We start from the raw sequence: 25,090 nt of genomic DNA on the forward strand, positions 1-25,090 counted from the left end.
TTTTATGCGCGATCAAAAAATAATTTGGTGATAGCTAGGGCTTTTATTTTAGCTGCTCTGCCAATATCTTTATTCCTTCTTCAAAAGTATGCGGCCTGTAGCCTAACTCTTTTTTCGCTTTATCTAAAATAAAGCCTGTTTTTGGAGGTCTTTTAGCTGTTTGCTTGAATTTGGTGCTATCTGTTTTGGTCATACTTGACTGAGACAATTTAAAAAATTCAGCTGTTTTCACTGCCATTTCATAAGGGGTTAATAAATCATCTCCAGAAATATTAAATATCCCTTTTGCTTTTTTCTCTGCAATCAGCAAACAACCTTTTGCCAAATCTTCTGCCAAAGTTGGAGTTCTCCATTGATCATCCACCACTTGGATTTCTTTTCCCTCTTCCAAAGATTTTTTAACCCATAGGATAATATTAGATCTACTCATATCATGGGCAATTCCATAAACCAATACAGTTCTAGCTATAGCCCAGTTGATATTACTTTCGACTATCAGCTTCTCGGCCGCTAACTTACTTTCTCCGTAGTAGCTTATAGGATTAGCCGTTGCCTCTTCGAGATAAGGGCCATCTGCCCCATCAAAAATAAAATCAGTTGAAAGTTGTAACAAAAAAGCATTATGCCTGGCAGCAGTTTCAATAAGGTATTCTACTGCAGTCACATTTAATTTCCAACAGTCTTCTTTTTCGGTTTCGCATTGGTCAACATTAGTCAGAGCAGCAGTGTTGATGATAACCTCAGGTTGATACTTTTCAACTATGCTGTCAACTTGAGTTTTATTTGTGATATCAAGATTTTCGAAGATGTAACCTTCTTCAAAGGGAAGTCTATTCTTTCCCTTTGCTGTGGCAATAAGCTGATGATTACTTTCTTGCGTAATTAGTTGAACCAGTTTCTGCCCTAATAATCCATTAGAACCTGTTATTAAAATTTTCATTTTTCTTCTTCAGGATATTCGTAGCCATATTGCTCAGTTATCTTCTTCTTTGACAACTTTTCTATTTCCGCGGTCATAAAAATATCTTTCACTGGTTTATCGGCTCCCCCCGTTCTTACTGCAGCAATGGAGTCTATTACAGCTAAGCCCTCTACTACCCTACCAAATACACTATATTCTCCATCCAAATGTGGAGCACCCCCTATGGTTTTGTAGTCCTCAATTTGGGCATCAGAAAATGTGTAAGCTTCAATCTCACCAAATTCCTTTTCTACCAAAGAATCCGCAGTAGTCTCCATGAAATTTTGTAGACCTTCCATATCTTGAGCTTTCTGCATTTCCATTACTTCATTTCTAATATGAGCATATTTTTTCATGGCTAAGCACTCACGCAGCTTTAATTGCATTTCCTGAAACACCCTACCATCTGCCATTTGCGTTAAGTCACTTTCTTCAAAAGTTTGTCCATGAACAATGTAAAATTGTGAGCCGCTAGATTTTTTTTCAGGATTCACTTGGTCGCCTTGACGTGCAGCCGCCAAAGCGCCCTTTACATGCCAAAAGTCAGGAACAATCTCGGCATCAATAGTATATTTGATTTTATCTTCCTCCTCTAGCCCTTCTTTTTGATTGACATCACCACCCTGAACCATAAAGTTTTCGATGACTCTATGAAAAATGGTACTATCATACTTTCCAGATTCTACCAACTCTATAAAATTAGCTTTATGCTTTGGGGTCTCATCATACAAAATGGCTTTCATATCACCATATTGTGTATGGAAAACTACCACTGAGTCTTTTGAAGTTTGACAAGAAGCCAAAAACATTAAAATTGAAAATGCTAAAATTAAACTGTTCTTATTTTTCATATTTACTATTATTCTGAAAGTTGTTCCCTAATTTGTTTTAATATTCTATCTCCGCCTTTCTTTAATACCTGTCGTGCTAATAGAGTTCCTAATTCCTCTGCTCTAGAAGTTTCATCCGTTAACTTCATAGAAATTCTTTCCTGACCGTCCAAACTAATTATTCCTGCCTCCATTTCAATAGAATTGGTATTGAGTTTAGCTAATCCAAAAACAGGAATACTACACCCACCTTGCAAATAACGCAAATAGGCCCTCTCTGCTTTTAAGCAAACTTCCGTATTTCTATGATTGAGTGCAAATCGCAACATATCTATTTTCTCTGATGTGATGCTATTATGTACTTCGATAGCTACTGAACCTTGACCTACTGCTGGTACAAATTCCTTTGTAGGAAGTTCTAGCTTAATTTTTTCATCATATTCCATTCTATGAACACCCGCATAGGCCAGTAAAATGGCGTCACATAAGCCTTCCTCCATTTTTCTGATTCGGGTTTGTAGATTTCCTCGAATATCCACAGTCTTAACATGCGGATAAAAATGCTTTAAAGTGGCAATCCTTCTAGTAGAGGAAGTTCCAATAATGATAGGGCTTTCTTTATCACTGATATCAATGGAATCTTTATGAGAAACCAAAACATCATTCACTTTTTCCCTTTCAGTAAAGGCAATCAATTCAAATCCCTCTGGCAATTCAGATTGCATATCCTTAGCACTGTGCACCGCAATATCGATGTTTCCTTCTGCCAATTGCACCTCAATTTCCTCCGTAAAAACGCCTTTGCTTCCTATTTTAGATATGGCTACATCTAATATCTTGTCTCCTTTCGTTTGGATTATTTCTATGGTAGCTGTATGTCCGGCTTTTTCAATCCTATCTTTAACATATTCTGCCTGCCATAAAGCCAATTTACTTCCCCGGGTACCGATTCTAATATTCATTTTGTCCTTAGTTCCGATTGTTTTTGATGATACTGATAAGAAAGGTATTCTTCCGCTACATCTACTACAAATCTACCACTCAATAATTTTCTACCCAATAAAATCGGGTTTTTCATGTGACTTCGATCAGATAGGGAAAATTCCGTATTGTAAACTTTATTGAAAATCTTGATTTTGGTCTTGATTACATAACGCTCCTGGACTTGTCCATTGGAGCTTTTGATTTTTTTTAATTTAAATTCAGAAGTTTTAAACTTTTTGGCTTTCATACCTTGCCCGAGCCTCTTACCACTAATAGTATAGACCAAAAATTCAGTCCCATCTTTAGCTTTTTCAATATGAATTTTTGAACAATGGATAGCCGAGGTGTAAGCACCCGTATCAATTTTTGCCTGGACTTTATCTAAGCTCAATTCGGGTAAATCTAGTTTATCAATTCTGCCTATCAGTCTTTGTTTCTTCAAAAAAAATAAATTATAATTTCAACTCTTTAATAACAGTAGTACCGCCTTTAGTTTTATTTCCAATATTCACTTTTCCCACACGCTAATAGTTAGTATATCTCAACAAGAGAACTAAATCTGATGAAAGAAAATTCTCCTCCAAGTTCGATCAGATCAACTTTATTAAAAAACACTTTATTCTTCAGGTCATTAGACCAGCATTCTGTCAAAAAAGTACTTCCACAGCATTTTCGTTTTCCACAATTATGGTGCTTCTTTCGTTTTCTATTCTAGCCATGCCGCCAAGTTTTCCTAGATGGTATATGCAGAATTATACTACCCCAGAAACATGGCTAGGATTCACACGAACATTCACTGGTGACATAAAAATGGACAACTACTTTTTCCTATTAAAATATTCTTACTCATCGGTGTTATCAACAACTAATACTTCACCATTGGCTGGTCCAAAGCATTTCCTTTACCATATATTTAGGACTAAGAAAAATTGTAAAATCACCAGATAAAGTACGAGTAGTGCTACTAAGAAAGAATCAATTATCCACTTTGGAGCAGCTAATAAAAACCCAAATATATAGCAACAAACAATATCAATGAGAAAAATAAAATCTCTCCTACTCCTTTTTGAAAAGCCTTACTTTCGGCTAAAAAACAATCAAATATAATTACTAATGAATTCATTTCATTGGTAATTGATAAATATGTGGAAAATTCATGCAGAAACCATTATTCTATGATTTTTAACTGCCAAATTAGATGAGGACGTCAATACTCCGAAGGAAGGGAACCATTGGCTTTTTTTGCAAAAAGCAAATTTACTGCTCGCAAGGAAAAAAGATGATTGTTACAAAGCTTCAATTTACAGAGATCCCTTTCTTCAAAGTGATGACGCAAAGAACGAAGCAAATAGAAAATTTACAATTCATAAAAAAAGCGCAGGAAACTGCGCTTTTGAATATCATTAGATGGGTTAGAATTATAAATTAATATCCCCCACGATATTTATAAGTTTGTGCTACTTTATCGATAGCTACAATGTAAGCCGCAATTCTCATTGGAACATTATAATCTTGAGAGGTCTTGTAAACGGCTTCAAAAGCGTCTTTCATAATCCTATCAGAACGTCTGTTCACACGCTCGCGAGTCCATTTATATCCTAATCTGTTTTGTACCCACTCAAAATATGATACTGTAACACCACCAGCATTTGCCAAAATATCTGGGGCTACCATAATTCCTTTTTCGTTAATGATATTATCGGCTCTTGCTGAGGTCGGACCATTAGCACCTTCCACTATCAATTTAGCTTGAATTCTACTGGCATTTTCATGGGTAATTACATCTTCCATAGCAGCCGGAATTAAAACATCCACATTTAAAGTCAATATTTCTTTTCCATCGATTTTCTCTGCTCCATCAAATCCCTCTAAGGTTCCATTATTACTATTTCTGTAATCAATAGCTTTCTTGATATCAATACCTTTTTCGTTATAGTAAGCCCCTGAAATATCAGAAATAGCAGTAATTGTTGCTCCTCGTTCTTCCAACAATAAAGCGGCAAAGGAACCTACATTTCCAAATCCTTGGACTGCCATAGTTGCTTTATATGGATTAATTTTCAGTTTCTCCATAGCTGCTAAGGCTGAAACCATTACGCCACGACCCGTAGCTTCAGTCCTACCCAAAGAACCTCCTAAAACCAACGGCTTCCCAGTTACAACAGCGTTGACAGTCATACCCTTTGATCTAGAATATGCATCCATCATCCATGCCATTTCTCGCGGACCTGTACCCATATCCGGAGCTGGAATATCTCTATCCTCTCCGAACACATCTACCATAGACTCAGTGTAAGAACGTGTTAATCTTTCAATTTCTCCAGCAGACATCGCCCTAGGATTACATTTAATCCCTCCCTTTGCACCTCCATAAGGAATATCCACTACCGCACATTTCCAGGTCATCCACGCAGCCAAAGCCTTTACCTCATCAATATTAACGCCCATATCATAGCGAACACCACCTTTTGATGGGCCTAAAATAGTGGAGTGAATAACGCGATAACCCTCAAAAACTTGAATAGATCCATCATCCATGGTGATGGGGAGATTGACAATTACCTGTCGAGCAGGTGATTTCAATACATTGTAAATTTCATCGTCTAAACCTAAATGTTGAGCAGCGATATGAAATCGCGACATCATGGACTCGAAAGGATTTTCTAAGTCTTTAATTGGAGCCGGTTCGATATAACCCATAGTAGTATTTGTTTTTTTTAAAAACTTTCCGGTAAAATTAGTTATTTGTTGACTGATTTTTACTTTTTATGATGCTAATGTTGTAAAAATCATTCAAAAAGCATCAAAAAAGCAGAAATAAATGGCGCGGATAGCAAAAGTCCATCAAATCTATCCAAAAAACCGCCATGGCCTGGAATTATGGAGCCTGAATCCTTTACTTCAATACTTCTTTTAAAAAGAGACTCTACTAAATCACCATAAGTTCCTGCTATAACTATAATGCCTGCAATGCATAACCACTGCCAATCTGCAATTTCATCAAAATTGGCCGCCATGATGATCGCAAAAACAAATGCGAGTATCGTCCCACCTAAAGCTCCCTCCCATGTTTTCTTAGGGGAAATTCTTTCAAATAGTTTTCGCTTTCCAAACTTTACACCAGCAAAATATGCTCCTGTATCACTAGCCCACTGAATAAAAAGTGCCCCAATGATGATTTGAAAGCTGTAGGTACCGTTGTAAAAAACTGCAATATGCAGTAATGCAAATGGTGCTGCCACGTAAATAATACCTAAAAAAGTATAGGCTATGTTAGTAAATGGCTTTTTGTCATTCTTTTTGTAAAGCTTTACAAAGTAAACAGTAGATGCAATCGGTGCAATGGCGAAGTATATTCTTGGATCCAAATGCTCTGCATACACTAAAAATGTAATGCTGTAAATTGAAAGGCCGGTTATAGTTCCCCAAAATTTCAACGGGAGCATCCCGTCTAAGCCAACGAGCTTGTAAAACTCTAATTGGGTCAAAGCGCAAAGTATAAAGAATACTATAAAATAGGTCCACTCACTATAAATTATAGCCGAAAGAATTATTGCTACCCCCAATAATGCTGCTATAATCCTTTGGGTTAAATTATTGTATTTACTCAAATTTGATATCATCTTCAATTAGTTTAATCGCCCGCATTACCTCGTCCACTGTAACTGCGATTTCGTAATAGCCAAACAGATAGGCTGAATCTTTTTTATCTACAATAATGGCATGCAATTCCTTATCCTGCAAATAATCCTTTACGATTTGCGCCTGATAAAGCTTATCCGTTTTGAAAACAGTCTTCCAATTCTTCATTCCTGCGCTGTTCCCTTCATAAATTTCTTAAAATAAAAGAAAAAAACGAGACAAGCGAATAAGCCGATAATTGAAACATACAATGGAACTGCTGTGTCTACTTCCATCGGGTCAAAATCTTCAACATACTTTGGTCCGAAATACATCACCACCACTGCCAAACCATTATTAACAAAATGTGCTAAAATAGGATACCATATATTCCCTGAATAAAGATAAATGTAACCGAACAGGGCTCCTAATAAAATTCTTGGCACCACTCCAAAGAACTGCATATGAAAGGCTCCAAAAATGATAGCACTAATCCAAATGGCTAAATGCGCATTTTTGGTAGCTGCTTGTATTTTATTTTGCAAAAGACCTCTAAAAACTAGTTCCTCACCAACTGCAGGTAATATTCCTATGATGACCAAAGCAATTAACATTTCCCCAAAACTTCCATAAGAACTAAGCAATTCTGTGAGTTGCATCAGGCGATCTTCCATGTTTCTGGCCCATTCTCCAAAGCCTTTCATAAATTCCGGGAATTCAATGTTCATATTCCACTCTATAACTATGGAATTGAAAATCATAAAAGAAAAGGTGGTCAATACAATCAAAATTGATGGCTGTAAACCAACATTCCTGTTATTGAAATAAGTTTTCAAGCTCATTTTGTCCATCACTTTAATAAAAAAGAGTGCAAACAAAGTGAATCCAAGAAAATGACTTATCCCCTGAGCTACATACATAAATAATTTACTGTTAGCACTGAATGGCGGCTCCAAAAGCTTTTGGCTTTCCATAAAATCTACTCCCGCCACCACCACAGCAATACCTGTCCCAATTAATTGACTGAAAAGATTCCAAGCCAAAAACAGCAGTACAAGGTAAAAAATGGAGGTCCAGGGATTTTTATGGAGAATTTGTGGGTTGTTATGCTTTAAAGAATTCATATAGTGCGTAAATTTACACCAAAATTAAGATTATCAAATTGGTAAAGATAGGAAACATATCATTAAGCGAATTTCCATTGCTTTTGGCACCGATGGAAGATGTAAGCGATCCGCCATTCAGAGCAGTATGCAAGGACAATGGCGCTGATCTGATGTACACAGAATTTATTTCATCTGAAGGATTGATACGGGATGCCATTAAAAGCAGACAAAAACTCGATATTTTCGATTACGAAAAACCTATAGGTATTCAAATATTCGGTGGAGATGAAGAAGCTATGTCTATGGCTACCAGCATAGTAAATGCAACTCAACCTGATTTAGTCGATATTAATTTTGGTTGCCCAGTTAAAAAAGTGGTGACTAAAGGCGCGGGAGCTGGCGTTTTGAAAGATGTAGACTTGATGGTGCGACTGACTGAATCAGTGGTTAAAGCTACGGATTTGCCAGTTACTGTTAAAACCCGACTAGGCTGGGATGAGTCCTCCAAAAACATCGAAGAAGTAGCCGAAAGATTGCAAGATGTAGGAATAAAAGCATTATCCATCCATGGAAGGACTCGCCAGCAAATGTACAAAGGGGAAGCAGACTGGACACTAATCTCCAATGTCAAAAACAACCCAAGAATCAACATACCAATTTTTGGTAACGGTGATATAGATTCACCACAAAAAGCCTTGGAATACAAAAACAGATATGGAGTGGATGGTATTATGATTGGACGTGCTGCCATAGGCTACCCATGGATTTTCAACGAAATCAAACACTTCCTAAAGACAGGAGAAATTTTACCTGTTCCCAATTTGGAAGATCGTGTAGAAACAGCCAAAAAGCATCTTAAATTCTCAGTAGAATGGAAAGGTGAAAAAGTTGGGATTTATGAAATGCGAAGACATTATACCAACTACTTTAAAGGAATTCCACATTTTAAACCGTATAGAACGCGATTAGTGGAAGGTGAGAATTACGAATCAGTTTTAGAAACCCTGGATGAAGTAAATAATGTTTTTGCCGATCAAATGATGGAAAGAATATGAGCGAAAAAGAGTCTGCTAGCCCTGTACTAGTTTATGGATTATTAATTCTACTAGCGCTCATTTGGGGAAGTTCTTTTATTCTAATCAAAAAAGGTCTTTTGGTGTTTTCTGCAGGGGAAGTGGGAGCAATTCGAATATTTTCTGCCGCCTTAGTGCTATTGCCTTTGTCCCTACCGAAACTTAAATCCTTAAATAAAAGACAATGGAAATGGTTGTTTATTTCCGGTATGGTGGGAAGTTTTGGCCCAGCATTTCTTTTTGCCTATGCTCAAACACAATTAGAAAGTGGAATTACAGGAGTTCTGAATGCCTTAACTCCAATTTTTGCGCTTTTAGTTGGGGTGATTTTCTTTAAAGGCAGTTTAAAATTACGCGATAGCTTGGGTATTGCAATGGGCTTTGGCGGAACCATAGTTTTGATAGTTGCTGGTTCAGGTGGTGAACTGGGCAATTTCAACTTTTATGCCATATTCGTGATTTTAGCCACGCTATGTTATGGTTTTAATTTAAATATAATTAAGACTCAATTTAGTGTGTTGACACCACGGATGATCACAAGTATCTCTTTGGTGCTAATCGCTCCTTTAGCAGGCGGGTATTTGTTTGGATCCAGTGATTTTGTGTCGAAAATGCAATATGAAGACGGTGCATGGAGAGCATTGCTTTACATTACTATTCTAGGAGTAATAGGAACCGCCTTTGCACTGATTTTATTTAACCGACTAGTTAAACTGACTTCGCCTGTCTTCACCAGTTTCGTAACTTACTTGATTCCTGTCGTTGCCATAATCTGGGGACTATTAGATGGAGAAATTTTGGTATTTGGTCATTACATTGGAATTGTACTTATTATATTGGGAGTTGCCTTTGCGAATCGCCCCAAAAAATAATATTTGGATAATTCTAACATTACTAAAATAATACATCGATAATTATTCGCTTCACACCGAAATAATAGCTGATTTATTCATTAAATAGTTTTTGTTTTCACGGAAAGCATTTATTTTTGCCGCAATTAAAACTAATCTATACATGTTATGAGTGATAATGAGAAAACCCGATATAGTGCAGATGAGCTTAATGAATTTGAAGAATTAATCACCAGCAAATTAGATAAAGCTAAAGAAGAATTAAGATACATTAAATCTACCATTACCCGTTCCGATGATTCTGGAACCGATGGCACGTCTGGAAATGTAAAAGTGTTGGAAGATGGCGCAGACACCATGGAAAAAGAAAGTATGAACCAGTTGGCAGCTCGTCAGCAGAAATTTATCACTAACTTAGAAAATGCCTTAGTAAGAATAAAAAATGGTACTTATGGGATTTGTTCAGTAACAGGTAAATTAATTTCTAAAGAAAGGTTAAGAGCTGTTCCACATACTACACAATCTATAGAGGCAAAGTTAGCTCAGGATAATTAATGGATTTTCTGCTCAACCATATTGAGGCATTGATTTTCTGTGCAACTTCTCCTTTGAAGTTACAAGAAATTCAAAAATGCTTATCTGAAATGTTTGAAGCAGATATTCCTAAAGAAGATATTGAAGATGCAGTTCAGAAGATTCTTAAAAAATATGAAGCTGACGAATACTCTTTTCAAGTAGAAAATATAGGGGGCGGATATCAGTTTATGACTAAGCCTGCTTATCAAGCCAGTATCGGCATCATGCTGAAACAACAATCAAAGAAGAGACTATCTACTTCCGCGCTAGAGACTCTTTCCATTATTGCCTACAAGCAACCTATTACTAAAGGCGAGATGGAACAAATCAGAGGTGTGAACTGCGACTACACAGTTCAAAAGCTTTTGGAAAAAGAATTGGTTGAAATAAAAGGCAAAGCAGATGCAATTGGGAGACCCATATTATATGGTACCAGCCAAAATTTCATGGAATATTTCGGCATCAATGATTTGAAAGATTTGCCTACACCGAAGGACTTTTCCCAAGACGAAAACCAAATAGGAAAAGAAAACGAGGATTAGTCAGAATAGAAGCGTAGTTTTGTACTTGAAATAATGACAGACTTAAGTACGTCTGCGTAAAAATTTCTTCCCTATGCAAAATAAGAAGTCCCCAAAAGGCCAGAAACCACAAAGACCCTCAAAATCCCATCAGGTTAAGAAGTTTTCCAACCAAAGAAAAGCGGAAACTCCTGAATATGACATTAAAAAATTAAAGTCAGCGGAAGTAAAAGAAAAGGAGCTCAAAGAAGGCATTCGATTAAATAAATATATTGCAAATGCTGGTATTTGCTCTAGAAGGGAGGCCGACAAACATATAGCTGACGGAAAAGTAAAAGTTAACAACAAGCTAGTAAAAGAATTGGGCTTTAAAGTGAAGCCAACGGATGATGTGGCTTTTGAGGGAAAACCGATCAAAAGGGAAAAACTTGTTTACGTATTGCTTAATAAGCCAAAGGGCTTTATTACCACTATGGATGATCCTAAAGGCAGAAAAACAGTAATGGATTTGATTTCAGCAGCAGGTGATGAGAGAATCTATCCTGTTGGTCGATTAGATCGAAATACAACGGGCCTTTTACTTTTCACAAACGATGGAGAACTGGTCAAAAAGCTCACGCACCCAAAACATAAAGTCAAAAAAATCTACCAAGTTGAGTTAGATAAACCCATTACTGAAGTAGATTTCCTGAAAATTCAGGAAGGGATTACTTTGGAGGACGGAGAGGTGAAAGTTGATAATCTTGCCCTGCTTACCCCGGATGCCCAAAGCCTTGGTATGGAAATCAGGATGGGACGTAATCGTATTGTGAGAAGGACATTTGAACATTTAGGTTATGAAGTAGTCAAATTAGACAGAACCACCTTCGCAGGATTGACCAAAAAGGATTTAGCAAGAGGTAAATGGAGATTTTTAAAAGAGAAAGAAGTTATTAATTTGAAGCATTTGAGGTAACAGAATTATTTTAATACTTTTAGGATGAAACCTTAAATCAACCTTTTTGAATGCGTTCATTTCCATTTCATCTATCCGTATTTTTTCTATATATATTTACCACACTCTTTAATGGGGGTTGTAATTCGCCAATAGAAGAAAAAGATAACGATTATTATTATCAGCTTGAAGAGGCTAATGATTCAAAACAAAAATGTAACCTCATTTTATCGGATACATTAAAATTTGAACTGGGTTCTCAAATCAGCCCTTTGATGATGAACGGGAGATTGTATAGTGAAAACGACCAGCATTATCTTTCCTTTTTCAGCAATGGAACACAAGCGTTTAACCTTTTTCCCATAAATACTGATCAAGCAAAATCCATTTCAATTCCAATTGAAAAAGAAGGCCCCGAAGGAATATCTCATGTAGATGACTTCTTTATTCAAAGCTTAGATTCCATTTTTATTTTATCAGGTAGAATGAATCAGAAGATGATTTACTTGATAAACCAAAGTGGTGAATTACGCAGTAAATGGGATTTAAATAAACATTTACCTGATAAATATAAAGAGTATTGGTTTGGGCATGAATCAGAGATTGGGCACTACAGGATGCATTTTACAACTGAAAAAAACGAACTATATTTTTACCTCTATAAAGGTTTGATGATTGAAATGGAAACGCAAGCCACATTTACACAAATCGCCTTTAACTTAGAAAATAACAAAACCCGGAAATTCGGTAAATTACCCACTGAATTTAAAGAAAAGTCATTTTACCCGATGTTCGGAATGGGTGGTATATTTACTTCCAATAAGATCATCAATTTTTATCCTAGCTTAAATGACTTAGTACTCTATGATTCAGACTCATTAAAATTAATCAAAGCCTTAAACTTGAAAAGCAAGTATTCCAATAATTTAGTCGTTGGAGCTGAAGAAATTGGCTATGACCCACCTCTTGAGCAGGAAAGAGATTTTCTTACAGAAAGTGATTTTTATACGCATATGCTTGCCAATAGTACTGGTGATTATGTTTATCGATTTATAAAACTAGGTCAAAGTGCTAAAACTTTAGATGGCGAAAATAGAGACCCGCTCGATTTAAATTTCTCTGTTCAAATCTTAGATGAGGATTTAAATTTAATTCTTGAAAAAGACTTTTCCGACTCAGAAGCTATGTTTTTCTTGGAATCCTTCGCAATAGATAATAAACTATATATAAGTTATAACAATCCTTTAAATCCAAATTTCAGTGAAAATCATAGACAATATTATGTTTATGAAATCGCTTGTGAATAAAACATCGATTTCTAAAAAACTTGCATTTGTTACTTTATTTTTTGCAGTTGCACTTGTTCAAAATGTTACTGGACAACATGGGCTGAAAGAGCATCATTATTACTCCAATTACAATGAAAGTATTCACAATCTAATTCCCCTTAAAAGTGGTTATAAGATAGCTTATGCAGCACAAGAGAAAACTGAAGCCCCAATATTAAGACTATTAAATGCTGAAAACTTAATTATTGATAGTTTGAATAAAGAAGTCTATTTTCATGACATTATTACCTTAAAAAATCACATATTACTGACCTCAATTTCTGATTCCTATCTAATTCCATTCACTAATTCCGGATTTAAAGAGGATAGTATTAAAAAAGCAGAAGTTGAAAGAGGTGATTTTGAAAAAATACTAATATGGAAAGATAAAAAATTTGGTTGGGAAGAAAATAGGGAAGGTAGGAAGTATATTGGAAGCCAACTCAAACATGAGAGAAAGGTATTGATTGAAGAAATACCAAAAAAAATCAGAAATAACAAAGACAACCCAACCGATATCCAACGACATCTTAATCAAAAACAATATTATGTAAATGGTCAGTTTGCCATTGTCTGGTTTAAATCCCAAAAAGTTTATTTTCTAAACCCTAAAACTGAAGAGGTAAGCCACTATGATTTCCCTGAAAATGAGGATGGTGTTTGGTACTATTTTCCCGATACAGCTAAAGGAAAACATTATTTAGTGAAAGAAAACAACAAAAATAAATTTGAGCTTTATGGCTTTTATTTAGGTTCAGGAGTTAAAAAATTATTCGATCTAGCTCATTTTCCAGTTGCTATTTATGATGAATCTGTACTATACAAGGAATCAGATGAGAATGATAATCAAACACATTATTTAAAGCCCTTTAAAGCTTATTATTGAAATTAAATAGAGGACAAAACTCGCACAAAGCTCCAAGCGGACGCTTGAACCAGAAGCCATGATGAATCATACTGCAATTGCGCAAGCGTCCGCTTGTGCTTTTATCGTAGAAAATTAGAGATTAAAAAAAGTAAATCTGTGCGTCTTCCCCCTTTGGGGGCAAGGGGGCTAATCATCTAGCTTCACCCCAGCATTTTCGATGATTACCTTAAAAATACTGCCTTTTCCCAGTTCGGAAACTAAAGTGATGCGAGCACTGATTTTTTCTAGTGCTTGTTGGACAATGAACAAGCCGAGACCAGACCCTTCAGCCTCACTTGTGGCCCTATAAAACATATCAAACACCTTATGCTGGCTTTCAGCTGCAATACCTATACCATTATCCTCAACGGAAATATGAACGTCCCTATCCACTTTCTCGAAACGTATTGCAATAAATTGATCAGGTTTTTTTGCGTCATGATATTTTACCGCATTAGAAATTAAGTTACCCAATACTACCTTCAGCTGATAATAATCAGTTCTTAAAGTGTGGTGAATTTGTTCATCGTAATCTAAACGGATGCTATCTGCACCTTGATTAAATTTAACATCTGTAATTATATCTTCAACCATTTCACCTAGTCTAAAGGTTTTTAGGTTTATCTCTGTTTTGATATTGCGTGAGTAATTGAGAATATCACCGAAAATATGATCCAACTTTTTTACTCGCTCTTCCATCATTTTGACATATTGCTGCCCTGATTCTTCTTTAATATCGTGCTTAGCAATATTAATTAACCCTAGTAGGGAGGCCACAGGGGCTCGCAAATCGTGAGAGGTGCTATAAAGAAAACTATCCAATTCCCGGTTGGTTTTTTCCAAGGCTGAACGTTCTTCTTCTAATAACCATATGATCATTCCAATTCCTATAAATGAAAGAAGTAAAAAATCTAAAACTCCCAATGTAGTATTTACCTCCAAAATGAAATTCTCCTCAAAAATCATATACGCTCCACCAAGAGCATAATTTAAATTCTCGAAACCATAAAGTAGAAAGGAAATCCATAATAATTTTTTACCCACGGCACTATCCCTTCTTCCAATTCTCATAATCTGAACCCCGGCAAAAATAAATGCAATTCCAACGATTAAAGACTTAATGGTAAAGGGAACAATCAGAGAAAAAATATAGCCTCCCTCTTCCTCCAATAAGTAGAAAAGTGAGCTAATCAGCGCTATAAATATCACCAAGACGTACAGAATATACTCTTGCTTTAAACTCAAAGATTTTTTTTGAATAAGGTGATATGTCCCTTGCAACAGCCAAACGACATGCATCAGACCAGCAATTTGGAAAAGAAAAGTAAAGATATTCTGCCAGAATGGTCCAATATTTTCGTTTTTCGCGCAAAAAAGTGTCAATAAGGAAAAGAGGACAAATGAGGCAAAAGCCACCCAACTATAAGACCAGAGTTGTAAATGCTTTCTTTGATATAAATTAAAAAAGTACCATAAAATCAAGGCAAGCCCGATTCCCCAAAGTGCTTGTCCTGAATAACTTACAAGTATATTTTCGAAATACTGTTTGAATAAAGATTGATCAATCAATGAATAAATGTTTTATATTTACTAAAGTAACAATTATAATCTAACATAATAAACAAAAGCTTATCTGTATTGATTTTAAATTATTACAAAAATAGTATGTATGCATACTATTTTTAAACTCAACTATTATTTTTAAATTTCAAGTGTAAGCTTAGACAGAAAATTAATGAAAAATGGGACTAATAGACAATCACATACAGAACATAAAAAAAGCCTTGCTTTTGAGGGCAAGGCTTGTGGTGCTGAGTGGATTCGAACCACCGACTCACGGATTTTCAGTCCGATGCTCTACCAACTGAGCTACAGCACCGTGATTGAGTGGTGCAAAAGTAGGTGAAATATTTATCCTGCAAAAGGATTTTAAAAAAAATATAATAAAAAATTTTCAACGATTAAGATAAAACTATGGAATACATCTCGCAAATCGCTTTCTTACTGGTACTTGCGGTAGCAGGTTACTTTCTTGCACAAAGAATAGGAAGCATCAAAAAAAATATCAATCTCGGTAAAGATGTTGATAGAAGTGACAATAAAGGCCAACGATGGAAAAACACCTTACTTATCGCTTTCGGTCAAAAGAAAATGTTCAAAAAGTTGATCCCAGCCATTCTACACTTGATGATTTACGTAGGCTTTTTAGTGATCAACTTGGAAGTTTTAGAATTTATCATTGATGGAATCGCGGGAACGCATAGAATTTTCGCCCCCTTTTTGGGAGATGCATACACCATAGCTATCAATGTTTTTGAATTCCTAGCTGTCCTTGTATTAGTTTCTTGTGTGGCTTTCCTTCTCAGGAGAAATGCTTTGAGCGTGCCCAGATTAAGATCATTGAAAGGATGGCCTAAGCTAGACGGGAATTTAATTTTGGTGATAGAAATCATTTTGATGTTCGCGATTCTATCCATGAATGCTACTGACCAGCTTTTACAAGGAAAAGATGATCATTATATCCAAACAGGAAGTTTCTTCTTTAGTAGCTTTTTAACCCCGTTATTCGAAGGAATGAGTGTGGATGCTCTAATATTCACAGAGAGATTCGCATGGTGGTTCCACATCATTGGGATTTTAGCTTTTGCAGTATATGTAACCTACTCGAAGCACTTGCACATATTTATGGCCTTCCCCAATACTTATTTTGCCAGAATCACTCCTCAAGGGAAAATGAACAATATGGATGAAGTAACTACTGAAGTAAAAAGCATGCTGGGTATGGATGCCGGTGATCCCCCCGCAGAAGTTGCCAGATTAGGCGCAAAAGATGCAACAGACCTCACTTGGGTCAATCTAATGAACTCTTATGCTTGTACTGAATGTGGTAGATGTACAGCTGAATGTCCGGCTAACATTACTGGGAAAAAACTTTCCCCACGCAAAATTATGATGGATACCAGAGATCGGATCACTGAGATTGGGGACAATATTAAAGCGGGAAAAGAAGCCGAATCAGGCAGTTCTTTGTTTAGCGATGATTACATATCAGCAGAAGAATTAAACGCCTGTACAAGCTGTAATGCTTGCGTAGAAGCATGCCCTATCAACATCAATCCGTTGGATATCATTTTACAGGGAAGAAGATATATGGCCATGGAAGAAAGCAGTTCACCGCAATCATGGAATGCAATGTTCCAAAATGTGGAGACTAGCTTTGCACCTTGGAAATTCCCGCCAACTGACCGTTTCAAATGGGCAGATAAACTAAAAGAAGAAGAGAAATAAATTTTAGGTAACGAAAATTATAAATCAAGATATTATGAGCGATTCAACATATAAAGTCCCAACCATGCAAGAAATGAGTGCCAAAGGAGAAGCTCCTGAGGTGTTATTTTGGGTGGGCTGTGCCGGTTCATTTGATGACCGCTACAAAGCGGTAACCATTGCATTTACCAAAATATTGAACAAGGTAGGCATCAACTTTGCCGTTTTAGGCCCTGAGGAAAGCTGTACTGGAGATCCTGCCAGAAGAGCCGGGAATGAATTCCTTTTCCAAATGCAAGCTATGAGTAACATCCAGGTATTGGATGGCTACAACATTAAAAAGATTGTAACCGCTTGTCCGCATTGCTTTAACACTATCAAAAATGAATATCCTGAATTGGGTGGAAATTACGAGGTAATGCATCATTCCCAATTCTTGCAAGGATTGATTAATGAAGGGAAGGTAACTTTAAAAGACGGGGGCGAATTTAAAGGAAGAAAAATCACTTTCCATGATTCTTGCTATTTAGGTAGAGCAAACGGTGTATATGAGGCTCCTAGAGATGTTATCAAAGCCTTAGATGCAGAGCTAGTGGAAATGAAAAGATGCAAAACCAAAGGCCTTTGTTGTGGAGCTGGTGGTGCACAGATGTTCAAAGATGCTGAGAAAGGTAATAAGGAAATCAATATTGAGAGAACCGAAGAAGCATTAGACACAGGGGCAGAAGTAATTGCGGCAGGCTGTCCATTCTGCATGACCATGATGACCGATGGTGTTAAAAATAAAGAAAGAGAGCACAATGTAAAAGTTTTTGATTTAGCTGAATTGATTGCTAAGAATCAGGGGCTTTAGCTAGTAGCGAGAATTCAGTATCAAGTATCACGTATTCACAGTCTTTTCAGCCAGAGGTTTGTCAGCCTTTGGCTGTTTTCTTTGTGACTTTTCTAGTTAGACTTCCGGCTTTAGCTGGTTTATAGCCTTTAAGTGGTCCCTCTTGAAAAATGAAAAGTACCTTTGTATAAGCTAAAATAAAAATTACAGTATCATTTTTGAGATTTAATTATAGGTAAAACATCAAAATTGATGCGTTTGAGTGAAATTTGAGGTTTTAGAAATAATAGGAAGATATATTTACCAAAATAAATTTTCTGCCTTTATACTTTTTGCTTGATCAAAAAGAAAGAAAAATCAAGACAAAAATAAGCTTCAGCCCACGTCCTCGTCTGGCTTGTCTGCACAAGCAGGCACGCATTCCTGCCTGCCAGCAGGCAGGTTTGTCCTCCTTCCCGCAACTCTCAGATCAAAATTTTTTTGACTTGCGAGATTTGTGGTATTTTTCATGAACTCCCTGATTTAGATTGAAGTATTCCACAAATTGGAATCCGTGAGACTATCCCCTGGAGGGGATTATAGGGGTGTTATAAGGCTGTCAATTTTGCAGAAGGAGAGCTGTCTTGTTGTACTAAAAAAGAAAAATAGAAACTACAAAATATAAATTAGAAATCAATCTGAACCTTGATACCAAATACTAGCTTCTTGACACTACTCTAATCCCTTCTGAAGCTTTTTGTAATAGCTTTTTTCTTTCTTCTAATATTGGCACGTAGGATTTCATCAAGCATAAGACTTAACAATATACAAAGCCCAATTATAAGCGGCACTAAGATATTATCGCCCAGAAAATCTAAAGCAAGGGCAATACAAATAATGGCAATATTGGTCGCAATCATAATCAGGGTAGTTCCGGAATGGCTAAACCCTAGCCTCATTAAAATATGGTGCAAATGCGTTTTATCAGGTGAAAAAGGTGATTTCCTCTTAACTGCTCTTGAAATAAATACCCTCAAGGTATCAAAAAGTGGAATAATAATCACTGAGATCCCAACTGCAACTGATGAGGTTAATTTGAAAGGAGTCTCTTCGGGTAAATAGTGGTTATAATCAATGAATTTTATCGTAACCACCGCTAAAGCAAAACCAATTAATAATGCTCCTGTATCTCCCATAAAAATACGGGATGGTTCCCAGTTAAAATTAAGGAAAGCTATTAAAGCCCCTATGAAGGCGAAGCAAACCATTGAATAATACGTCTGCCCAACCAAGAAGAAATAGATCCCAAAAAAGAAAAAAGCAATAATCCCGATACTACTAGCTAAGCCATCTAACCCATCGATTAGATTATAGGAATTGGTAATTACGATTAAAGTAAATAATGAAAAGAAGAAGCTTATAATGTAGGGTAATTCTTCTATAGTTAACAATCCATAGAATGAATTGAGTTTAATATCCATTAAGAAAATGACCATGCAGGAAGATAACAGCTGTGCTGCCAGCTTCACGATGGGTCTAACTGGTACTAAATCATCTCGAAGACCCACTATAAACATAATACCCATAGCACCATAGAAGAACTTAAATCGCTGCAGGCCAACCATTGGCATCCATATAAGCAGCGCAATAATCATCCCGATAAAAATTGCTATCCCCCCCATAGAAGGTGTATCACCAGTATGAATCTTCCTACCTCCTGGCTTATCCATGATATTACGCTTTTTAAAAAAGCCTACAACCAATGGAGTAACCAAAAAGGTTAGAATAAATGAAGTAATTAAACTAGCTAGGGTTTGGGGCATTTCTATTTATTCAATTATTGTTCAGATATATCTCGGATAATAAAAACATTTGCAAAGGTAGCAAAAAAGACTATTCCTTTTTGCAATCCTAAAATTGACTCACTCAATGATGAAAACACAATTATCAGCGTAAAGATACACATCGGCAGTAGTTTTATCATGAAACTCTTCCTTAAAACATTAAACAGCAGTACTAAAAAACTTGATAAACCAATTATCCCAATTTGAAGAAAAGTCTGAAGAAACTGATTATGGGCATTTTGGGACTTATTTAGTGCCCAATAATATTCATTTTTTTCATATTGAATATTTAAAGCTTTTTGATCCGATCCAACTCCATAACCATATAACGGAGATCTTTTTATAACGCTGAACGCTGATTCCAATACAGCTACTCTTGATTGAACACTCCCAATATCGGTAATTTCAGTATCTTTCATTGAATATTCCTGATTAAATAAGGCACTAAATCGATCTGAAAGATAACTTGATTGAAGACTATAGTATACAATACCAGTAAACACTATGAAGAAAATAATGAAGTCTTTCTTATATATTTTGAAAATCATAAACCCTAAATATATCAACAAAAGGCCCCCAATAAGTATTGGCATTCTAGATGTATTCATTATTAAAACAAAATAAATTACTGATACCATTACATAAAAAACAAACCTATTTAATTTGTTCTCTAGAAAGTATTTTATTAATATACCAATGGACATCAATAGATACATTCCAAAATAGGTTGTATGTATTTTCAATGGAGAAAGTAATTTATAGCTTGAGTACCACCACGAATTTAAGAAACTAATATTCCTATATGTAACTGACATGTCATAGAATACATATGTATATATTATGATTATTGAAATAATAATGCTGCAAATGAAGGTAAAGAGCAGCTTACCTATCAAATTTTGATGAAATTTTAGATTGAGGTAAGCAATCGGAATTATTAGAAAAGAAGATATTCTAACGACATACTTAAAGCCTAATTCTGCATTTGAAGATATAAGAAGACTAAATACCAATAAACAATAAAGCGGAATAGTTGAAAATAACAAAATTCTTTTGTTATCCCAAATGAATTTTGGCCTATTGAAAAGAATCAAGTAGATATTAATCGGCACCAATGCAATAATTACAGCAGAATTTAACTGTGTCTTAAAGGGAATAGTAAATATGAAAAATAATACAAATAATAAATTAAGGTCGGTAATTGCTCTTTTAATTGCCATTATCTGAAAAGTGCCTTTCTATAGTTAATTAACCCATAAGCTGCATAATACGAAAGATAATATAAGGATTTAAGAGGAGAAAAACCAAGATAATTCCGGTAAACATCCCACTGTTGTCCTAACATTCTAAATTTGTTTTCCGAGACTGAGCCCTTTCGTATATTGTATTTAGCTAAGATTTCACTATTTCCATATGCATAATCAACATCTTTTAGCAACGACAACCATAATACTAAATCTTCTCTTTCGAATTCTTTAGAAAAATAACGCTTACCAAGTTTATGACTATTATATATTGCAGTTAAGCAACTGATTGGGTTCGACTTACAAATTTCATCGAGAGTAACTTTTTCTGGAGCAATCCTAGGTGATATTAACTGCTTCTTTGACACTAAAAATCTATCATAAGATGAAAATAGAAAGGAAATATTTTCCTCCTCCATAATTTTCACTGAGATACTTAATATGTTTTCATACCAAATATCATCACTGTCTATATGAATAATGTATTTACCTAAGGCTTGCTCTATTGCAATATTTCTACAATAAATTCGTCCTGAATTCTTTGACAAATACATTGGCTTAATTCTGGAATCCAACTCTGAAAATGATGAAATTATTTGCCTTGAATTATCTGTAGATGAATCATCGACAATTAATAGTTCCCAATTATTGTACTCTTGGTCTATTATCGATTTTATTGTACTCTCTAAAAATAGTTCCGAATTATAGCAAGGAGTAATAATCGAAACCAAAGGTGCATTTTCAGATTCCATCAAATTATTTCTTTATACTGTTTCAATAATATTTCTTTTTCTTTTTCCCAACTATTCTGGAAAGCAAAATGATAGGCTTTCTCAATTAATTCATTTTTATATTTCGTATTCTCTAAAATACTAACAATCGTAGCTGCAATATCTTTGGGTGCCAAGGGATTGACATAATAAGCTTTGTCAAGATAATATTCCTTCCAATATGGAAAATCCGACATTAACATTGGTAATTTGCATGCCATGTATTCAAAAGACTTCACTGGTGTAGTGTATAAATGATTTTCCACAGGATGCAGAGTTGACAGCCCTATATCACCAGATTTGCAAATGCTGTAAATTTCTTGCGGCGGTAAAAAGCCAAAATATTTTACTTTTGACCAAGCCGCATGCAATTTACATTTGCTATGTAATTTTTCCGAATCCCACCTACCTATTAACCATAATTCAAAAGTATCGTCTAGAATTGCAATTGTTTCAAGCATTTCGGCAATTCCTCGAATTTTACTAATTAATCCTACATAAATTAGAATATTTTTATTGCCATCTCTTTTTAATTTAGGTTTAGAATCAATTAATTCCATTTTGGGTACATTTCTAACTACACTAAATTTAGAAAGTTGACTTTTGTATTTATTATGAAAGTAGTTTGTATACCCCGCCTCTGCAAGAATTACTTTGTAAGATATAAAAATACCTATACGTTCAAATATCGAGTAAATAAACTTTACTATTTTTGTTAGGAAGAATTTTCTTAACCAGTCCTTGTCATCAATGTCATGTATTACTAACTCATGGATATCCATAATTACCTTTACTCCAAATAAACGAAGCAAAAGTGCTGCAGATATTAATTCTGGATCATGAAAGTGAATCACCTTTATTCTCCGTTTTAAGACTGTATAAGTAATCTTTATCCAGGAAAAAAGAAGACGAGATACTCGATTATTTGGCTTACCTACATCATAAATATTTATTCCGTTTGAGACTTCATCACCCTTTCCATCAGCGACTATTAAACATACATTCCTTTTATCTTCTGAAAGCGATCGTACTTCTTTCAAAAATATCCTCGTATCGAACCTAGGATGGACACTTGTAATATGAGCTATCTTATTTTCTTTCATTGTTGAAATAAATTAAGGGTATCAGGCAGAAGAAAATTCTTATATCAATAATAGAGTACGACTTCAAGAAATTCAAAAGTAAAAAGATACTTATTGCCATCGCAAAAATGGTGATTTTTTTGGGTACATTGAAATAAATGAACATTATTAAAAGGCTAGTACCGACTAATCCTACCTCAAATAACATTTCCAAAAGTATATTATGTGGATATAACTTAATATCCTGTCCTAATTTATAGATCCCATAACTCCCAAATCCATAGCCAAACAAGAATTCAGAAAACCCATTTGTGATCTTCTCAAAGGAAAAATTATAGTGTTCAATTCGCTCATTAGTAGAACTCATATCACTAGTAATATTTGATCCAAAAATTCTTTCAAATATTAACTGTAGCCTTTGCAAAGTTCTGGCAGCTAAAATTTGTATAGTTTCATAAAAAAAGAATATTGTGCCAATTAGGGCAGAAACTCCAAACGGTATTGAAAATAATTGATTTTTCGATACTTTAATATTCCTAATGCTGCGAAATATTGACTTGTAGTTTACTATCGATAATGAGACAATAGTCAAAATAAGAAAAAGAATTGGGGCTCTCCCTCCCAAAATTGCTAAAAGCACAATATTTGTAAATAAAAAGAAATATTTTATGTAAGGTCTTTTTATAAAAACTGTTTTTAGATACAATACTATTATGCTTATTCCTGCATACAAAGAACTTGATAAGTAAAATCCGAGAATTGGTTTCACTTTGCTATAATTAGAACCATCAATATAACCTCTCAACAAGGTTGAAAACCATAAACTAGCTAATGTCGTAATTACTATAAATATTTCCCAAAACAATTTCTTATTTAACTTATCAATAACTACAGTTGAATAAAAATATCCCAAGATATTGGTGAAAAACAAAAAGACCTTGATGTATTTAAATTCTGTAGACTCACTCCAAACCAATGATAAAAACACATAAAAAGTAAATGAAACTAGCAGCAGATTATTTGTTATGAAAGCATTTTTAATGTTGTGTTTATAAATTAATAAATCAGCAACCATCAATAAACCTGCAAGTAAAGTTAAGTCTAAATAAAGATTAATTTTGTAGTAAATAAATATCGATTTAATACTTCCTGAAATAATGAAAAGCACCAAAACTAATTCTCTATTGTATCGTATGTTTGATTTCAAGGAATTCAATTACTTTGTCCAGATTTTATTTGAAGGCAATTTCTTATCCATGATAAAATTTATACATTCTTGGATATTGTTTATTTGAGAGCTCGTAGTTTTCTCTTTATTCAAATTCAACCTGTACCTAACAAAGTTTTTTAGGTAAGAAAACAATCTCTTGTTAAAAATAAGTACAAAATAATAAATCATTTTGAGACTACTTTTTATGGAATATTTTATTTTTTCATTAATTCTATCTCTCCAGAAAAATTCGTACATAAATAGTTCTGAATATAAATAATCAAAATTAAAGCACTTCATTTCAGTCGACCGATTTACTCGATTCAAACTTTGTATTGCCGACTCCGCCCAAATTGTTTGCCCTGACCAAAAAAAAGGTAACTCCTCTGTCCAATTTTTTACGGTCTCTTTAGGCAGGAACTTTTGGTTTTCTATTTCACCAGTATGTTTCTTAGCAAGGCCCATTCCACTAGTGCTCTTTGCACCTTTCCCGGAAACAAATATTGGATAATCAACATATACATAAGATTTACTAAAAACAGATGTGGCTATTGCATTTGCCATATCTGGACTCGGTCCAGGGAAATACGAACCAGATGTCTTAAATATATTTTCTAGTACATCTCTCCTAACTATCCCATGGTATAATTTTGGCAACAAGAGTAGTGATGTCGCTCCTATCGACAACACTTTTTGTCTTTCTTTATTTGGGTCAATTATTCTATAAGTATTATTGAAAGAATTGATAACTAATTTACCAGCCAAATCAACTGTGAACGAATTACTTTGACGGCTTGTATCTGGCCATATATAGATAGGCTTACTTGAAGTTAAAGCATCAAAATTATTACTTTCCATCCAATCCACAGCACTCATTATGTCATGAGTTACTCCATCATCATCCCCTAATAAAGTTACATATGACCCGATGGAGTTTTTAATTCCTAGGTCACAATTCTCGATTACAGATAGTTGTTCAGAATTATAATGATAAATCAATCTTTCATCATTCAACTCTCTTAAAAATGAAGTGATCTCCCGGTTATCATTACTGTTATCTTGAATTACTATTTCAAAATCTTCTGAGTTTATCTCAAGCAATGATTTTAAGCAAATGGTTAAATATTCTACCCTATCTTTCGTCGGGATTACTATGGAAAGCTTTTTCAT

General features: G+C 34.9%; 24 protein-coding genes and 1 tRNA gene. 9 read left to right on the forward strand and 16 right to left on the reverse strand.

Going from position 1 to position 25,090, the window contains the following annotated elements; all coding sequences use genetic code 11:
* Nucleotides 1-43: 43 nt before the first annotated feature.
* The 8 genes from AAC601_RS06250 to AAC601_RS06285 all read right to left on the reverse strand — a co-directional run bounded on the left by AAC601_RS06250 (nt 44) and on the right by AAC601_RS06285 (nt 7,520).
* Nucleotides 44-940, reverse strand: coding sequence for an NAD(P)-dependent oxidoreductase (locus tag AAC601_RS06250; protein ID WP_340152800.1), 897 nt, complete (start codon nt 938-940; stop codon nt 44-46).
* Nucleotides 937-1,812 (reverse strand): peptidylprolyl isomerase, encoded by an 876-nt coding sequence (locus AAC601_RS06255; RefSeq protein WP_340152801.1) that lies wholly within the window; start codon nt 1,810-1,812, stop codon nt 937-939. The genes AAC601_RS06250 and AAC601_RS06255 overlap by 4 nt, the downstream gene beginning before the upstream one ends.
* Before the next feature lie 8 nt (nt 1,813-1,820).
* On the reverse strand, nt 1,821-2,753 hold the full coding sequence (hemC, locus tag AAC601_RS06260) for a hydroxymethylbilane synthase (RefSeq protein WP_340152802.1): 933 nt from the start codon (nt 2,751-2,753) through the stop codon (nt 1,821-1,823).
* Complete coding sequence (locus AAC601_RS06265) at nt 2,750-3,217, reverse strand: RimK/LysX family protein (RefSeq protein ID WP_303271073.1); 468 nt, start codon at nt 3,215-3,217, stop codon at nt 2,750-2,752. The genes hemC and AAC601_RS06265 overlap by 4 nt, the downstream gene beginning before the upstream one ends.
* A 983-nt stretch (nt 3,218-4,200) precedes the next feature.
* Nucleotides 4,201-5,475 (reverse strand): Glu/Leu/Phe/Val dehydrogenase, encoded by a 1,275-nt coding sequence (locus AAC601_RS06270; RefSeq protein WP_303271074.1) that lies wholly within the window; start codon nt 5,473-5,475, stop codon nt 4,201-4,203.
* A gap of 89 nt (nt 5,476-5,564) precedes the next feature.
* A complete protein-coding gene (locus AAC601_RS06275; RefSeq protein ID WP_303271075.1) occupies nt 5,565-6,398 on the reverse strand; it encodes a phosphatidate cytidylyltransferase in 834 nt (277 codons plus the stop codon).
* Nucleotides 6,379-6,585, reverse strand: coding sequence for a DUF2007 domain-containing protein (locus tag AAC601_RS06280; RefSeq protein ID WP_303271076.1), 207 nt, complete (start codon nt 6,583-6,585; stop codon nt 6,379-6,381). Before AAC601_RS06280 ends, AAC601_RS06275 begins: the two co-directional genes overlap by 20 nt.
* Entirely contained in the window at nt 6,582-7,520 is a 939-nt protein-coding gene (locus AAC601_RS06285; RefSeq protein WP_303271077.1) for a CPBP family intramembrane glutamic endopeptidase, read from the reverse strand. The genes AAC601_RS06280 and AAC601_RS06285 overlap by 4 nt, the downstream gene beginning before the upstream one ends.
* A 38-nt stretch (nt 7,521-7,558) precedes the next feature.
* On the opposite strand from AAC601_RS06285, the gene dusB reads away from it, so the two are divergent.
* The 7 genes from dusB to AAC601_RS06320 all read left to right on the forward strand — a co-directional run bounded on the left by dusB (nt 7,559) and on the right by AAC601_RS06320 (nt 13,671).
* Entirely contained in the window at nt 7,559-8,557 is a 999-nt protein-coding gene (dusB, locus tag AAC601_RS06290) for a tRNA dihydrouridine synthase DusB (RefSeq protein WP_303271078.1), read from the forward strand.
* Nucleotides 8,554-9,447, forward strand: coding sequence for a DMT family transporter (locus tag AAC601_RS06295; RefSeq protein ID WP_303271079.1), 894 nt, complete (start codon nt 8,554-8,556; stop codon nt 9,445-9,447). The genes dusB and AAC601_RS06295 overlap by 4 nt, the downstream gene beginning before the upstream one ends.
* 147 nt (nt 9,448-9,594) lie before the next feature.
* Nucleotides 9,595-9,981 carry a TraR/DksA C4-type zinc finger protein gene (locus tag AAC601_RS06300; RefSeq protein WP_340152803.1) on the forward strand — a complete coding sequence of 129 codons (387 nt, stop codon included), beginning with the start codon at nt 9,595-9,597 and terminating at the stop codon, nt 9,979-9,981.
* The gene (gene scpB / locus AAC601_RS06305; RefSeq protein ID WP_303271081.1) at nt 9,981-10,544 is read left to right on the forward strand and encodes an SMC-Scp complex subunit ScpB; all 564 of its coding nucleotides are present in this window, start codon (nt 9,981-9,983) and stop codon (nt 10,542-10,544) included. Before AAC601_RS06300 ends, scpB begins: the two co-directional genes overlap by 1 nt.
* 73 nt (nt 10,545-10,617) lie before the next feature.
* Nucleotides 10,618-11,478, forward strand: coding sequence for a pseudouridine synthase (locus AAC601_RS06310; RefSeq protein WP_303271082.1), 861 nt, complete (start codon nt 10,618-10,620; stop codon nt 11,476-11,478).
* Nucleotides 11,479-11,528: 50 nt separating this feature from the next.
* A complete protein-coding gene (locus AAC601_RS06315) occupies nt 11,529-12,764 on the forward strand; it encodes a DUF4221 family protein (protein WP_340152804.1) in 1,236 nt (411 codons plus the stop codon).
* Entirely contained in the window at nt 12,718-13,671 is a 954-nt protein-coding gene (locus AAC601_RS06320; RefSeq protein ID WP_340152805.1) for a hypothetical protein, read from the forward strand. Before AAC601_RS06315 ends, AAC601_RS06320 begins: the two co-directional genes overlap by 47 nt.
* 168 nt (nt 13,672-13,839) lie before the next feature.
* On the opposite strand, the gene AAC601_RS06325 is transcribed toward AAC601_RS06320, so the two are convergent.
* Nucleotides 13,840-15,261 carry a HAMP domain-containing sensor histidine kinase gene (locus tag AAC601_RS06325; RefSeq protein ID WP_340152806.1) on the reverse strand — a complete coding sequence of 474 codons (1,422 nt, stop codon included), beginning with the start codon at nt 15,259-15,261 and terminating at the stop codon, nt 13,840-13,842.
* 237 nt (nt 15,262-15,498) lie between these two features.
* Nucleotides 15,499-15,571 (reverse strand) — tRNA-Phe (locus AAC601_RS06330).
* Nucleotides 15,572-15,666: 95 nt separating this feature from the next.
* On the opposite strand from AAC601_RS06330, the gene AAC601_RS06335 reads away from it, so the two are divergent.
* Together AAC601_RS06335 and AAC601_RS06340 are read left to right on the forward strand one after the other, a co-directional pair.
* Nucleotides 15,667-16,980 (forward strand): 4Fe-4S dicluster domain-containing protein, encoded by a 1,314-nt coding sequence (locus AAC601_RS06335; RefSeq protein WP_340152807.1) that lies wholly within the window; start codon nt 15,667-15,669, stop codon nt 16,978-16,980.
* 34 nt (nt 16,981-17,014) lie between these two features.
* Complete coding sequence (locus AAC601_RS06340; RefSeq protein WP_303271087.1) at nt 17,015-17,812, forward strand: (Fe-S)-binding protein; 798 nt, start codon at nt 17,015-17,017, stop codon at nt 17,810-17,812.
* A 695-nt stretch (nt 17,813-18,507) separates the two neighbouring features.
* On the opposite strand, the gene AAC601_RS06345 is transcribed toward AAC601_RS06340, so the two are convergent.
* The 6 genes from AAC601_RS06345 to AAC601_RS06370 are packed head-to-tail and all read right to left on the reverse strand — an operon-like array spanning nt 18,508 to nt 25,090.
* Nucleotides 18,508-19,593, reverse strand: a complete 1,086-nt coding sequence (locus tag AAC601_RS06345) for an MraY family glycosyltransferase (protein ID WP_303271088.1) — start codon at nt 19,591-19,593, stop codon at nt 18,508-18,510.
* A 14-nt stretch (nt 19,594-19,607) separates the two neighbouring features.
* Nucleotides 19,608-20,834: an O-antigen ligase family protein gene (locus AAC601_RS06350; protein ID WP_340152808.1), complete on the reverse strand. Its 1,227-nt coding sequence runs from the start codon at nt 20,832-20,834 to the stop codon at nt 19,608-19,610.
* Nucleotides 20,834-21,610: a glycosyltransferase family 2 protein gene (locus AAC601_RS06355; RefSeq protein WP_303271089.1), complete on the reverse strand. Its 777-nt coding sequence runs from the start codon at nt 21,608-21,610 to the stop codon at nt 20,834-20,836. The genes AAC601_RS06350 and AAC601_RS06355 overlap by 1 nt, the downstream gene beginning before the upstream one ends.
* Entirely contained in the window at nt 21,610-22,731 is a 1,122-nt protein-coding gene (locus AAC601_RS06360) for a glycosyltransferase (RefSeq protein WP_340152809.1), read from the reverse strand. The genes AAC601_RS06355 and AAC601_RS06360 overlap by 1 nt, the downstream gene beginning before the upstream one ends.
* Nucleotides 22,718-23,917, reverse strand: coding sequence for a hypothetical protein (locus tag AAC601_RS06365; RefSeq protein ID WP_340152810.1), 1,200 nt, complete (start codon nt 23,915-23,917; stop codon nt 22,718-22,720). The genes AAC601_RS06360 and AAC601_RS06365 overlap by 14 nt, the downstream gene beginning before the upstream one ends.
* A gap of 9 nt (nt 23,918-23,926) precedes the next feature.
* A complete protein-coding gene (locus AAC601_RS06370) occupies nt 23,927-25,090 on the reverse strand; it encodes a glycosyltransferase family A protein (protein WP_340152811.1) in 1,164 nt (387 codons plus the stop codon).

Origin of the sequence: uncultured Marivirga sp., from assembly GCF_963974845.1 — a bacterium.
Classification (GTDB): Bacteria; Bacteroidota; Bacteroidia; order Cytophagales; family Cyclobacteriaceae; genus Marivirga; species Marivirga harenae.

What these genes read in the sequence shown, in the direction of transcription:
- AAC601_RS06250 (WP_340152800.1), bottom strand. Translation starts at nt 940, where the DNA reads ATGAAAATTTTAATAACAGGTTCTAATGGATTATTAGGGCAGAAACTG.
- AAC601_RS06255 (WP_340152801.1), bottom strand. Translation starts at nt 1,812, where the DNA reads ATGAAAAATAAGAACAGTTTAATTTTAGCATTTTCAATTTTAATGTTT.
- hemC (WP_340152802.1), bottom strand. Translation starts at nt 2,753, where the DNA reads ATGAATATTAGAATCGGTACCCGGGGAAGTAAATTGGCTTTATGGCAG.
- AAC601_RS06270 (WP_303271074.1), bottom strand. Translation starts at nt 5,475, where the DNA reads ATGGGTTATATCGAACCGGCTCCAATTAAAGACTTAGAAAATCCTTTC.
- AAC601_RS06275 (WP_303271075.1), bottom strand. Translation starts at nt 6,398, where the DNA reads ATGATATCAAATTTGAGTAAATACAATAATTTAACCCAAAGGATTATA.
- AAC601_RS06280 (WP_303271076.1), bottom strand. Translation starts at nt 6,585, where the DNA reads ATGAAGAATTGGAAGACTGTTTTCAAAACGGATAAGCTTTATCAGGCG.
- AAC601_RS06285 (WP_303271077.1), bottom strand. Translation starts at nt 7,520, where the DNA reads ATGAATTCTTTAAAGCATAACAACCCACAAATTCTCCATAAAAATCCC.
- AAC601_RS06295 (WP_303271079.1), top strand. Translation starts at nt 8,554, where the DNA reads ATGAGCGAAAAAGAGTCTGCTAGCCCTGTACTAGTTTATGGATTATTA.
- AAC601_RS06300 (WP_340152803.1), top strand. Translation starts at nt 9,595, where the DNA reads ATGAGTGATAATGAGAAAACCCGATATAGTGCAGATGAGCTTAATGAA.
- scpB (WP_303271081.1), top strand. Translation starts at nt 9,981, where the DNA reads ATGGATTTTCTGCTCAACCATATTGAGGCATTGATTTTCTGTGCAACT.
- AAC601_RS06310 (WP_303271082.1), top strand. Translation starts at nt 10,618, where the DNA reads ATGCAAAATAAGAAGTCCCCAAAAGGCCAGAAACCACAAAGACCCTCA.
- AAC601_RS06315 (WP_340152804.1), top strand. Translation starts at nt 11,529, where the DNA reads ATGCGTTCATTTCCATTTCATCTATCCGTATTTTTTCTATATATATTT.
- AAC601_RS06335 (WP_340152807.1), top strand. Translation starts at nt 15,667, where the DNA reads ATGGAATACATCTCGCAAATCGCTTTCTTACTGGTACTTGCGGTAGCA.
- AAC601_RS06340 (WP_303271087.1), top strand. Translation starts at nt 17,015, where the DNA reads ATGAGCGATTCAACATATAAAGTCCCAACCATGCAAGAAATGAGTGCC.
- AAC601_RS06345 (WP_303271088.1), bottom strand. Translation starts at nt 19,593, where the DNA reads ATGCCCCAAACCCTAGCTAGTTTAATTACTTCATTTATTCTAACCTTT.
- AAC601_RS06350 (WP_340152808.1), bottom strand. Translation starts at nt 20,834, where the DNA reads ATGGCAATTAAAAGAGCAATTACCGACCTTAATTTATTATTTGTATTA.
- AAC601_RS06355 (WP_303271089.1), bottom strand. Translation starts at nt 21,610, where the DNA reads ATGGAATCTGAAAATGCACCTTTGGTTTCGATTATTACTCCTTGCTAT.
- AAC601_RS06360 (WP_340152809.1), bottom strand. Translation starts at nt 22,731, where the DNA reads ATGAAAGAAAATAAGATAGCTCATATTACAAGTGTCCATCCTAGGTTC.
- AAC601_RS06370 (WP_340152811.1), bottom strand. Translation starts at nt 25,090, where the DNA reads ATGAAAAAGCTTTCCATAGTAATCCCGACGAAAGATAGGGTAGAATAT.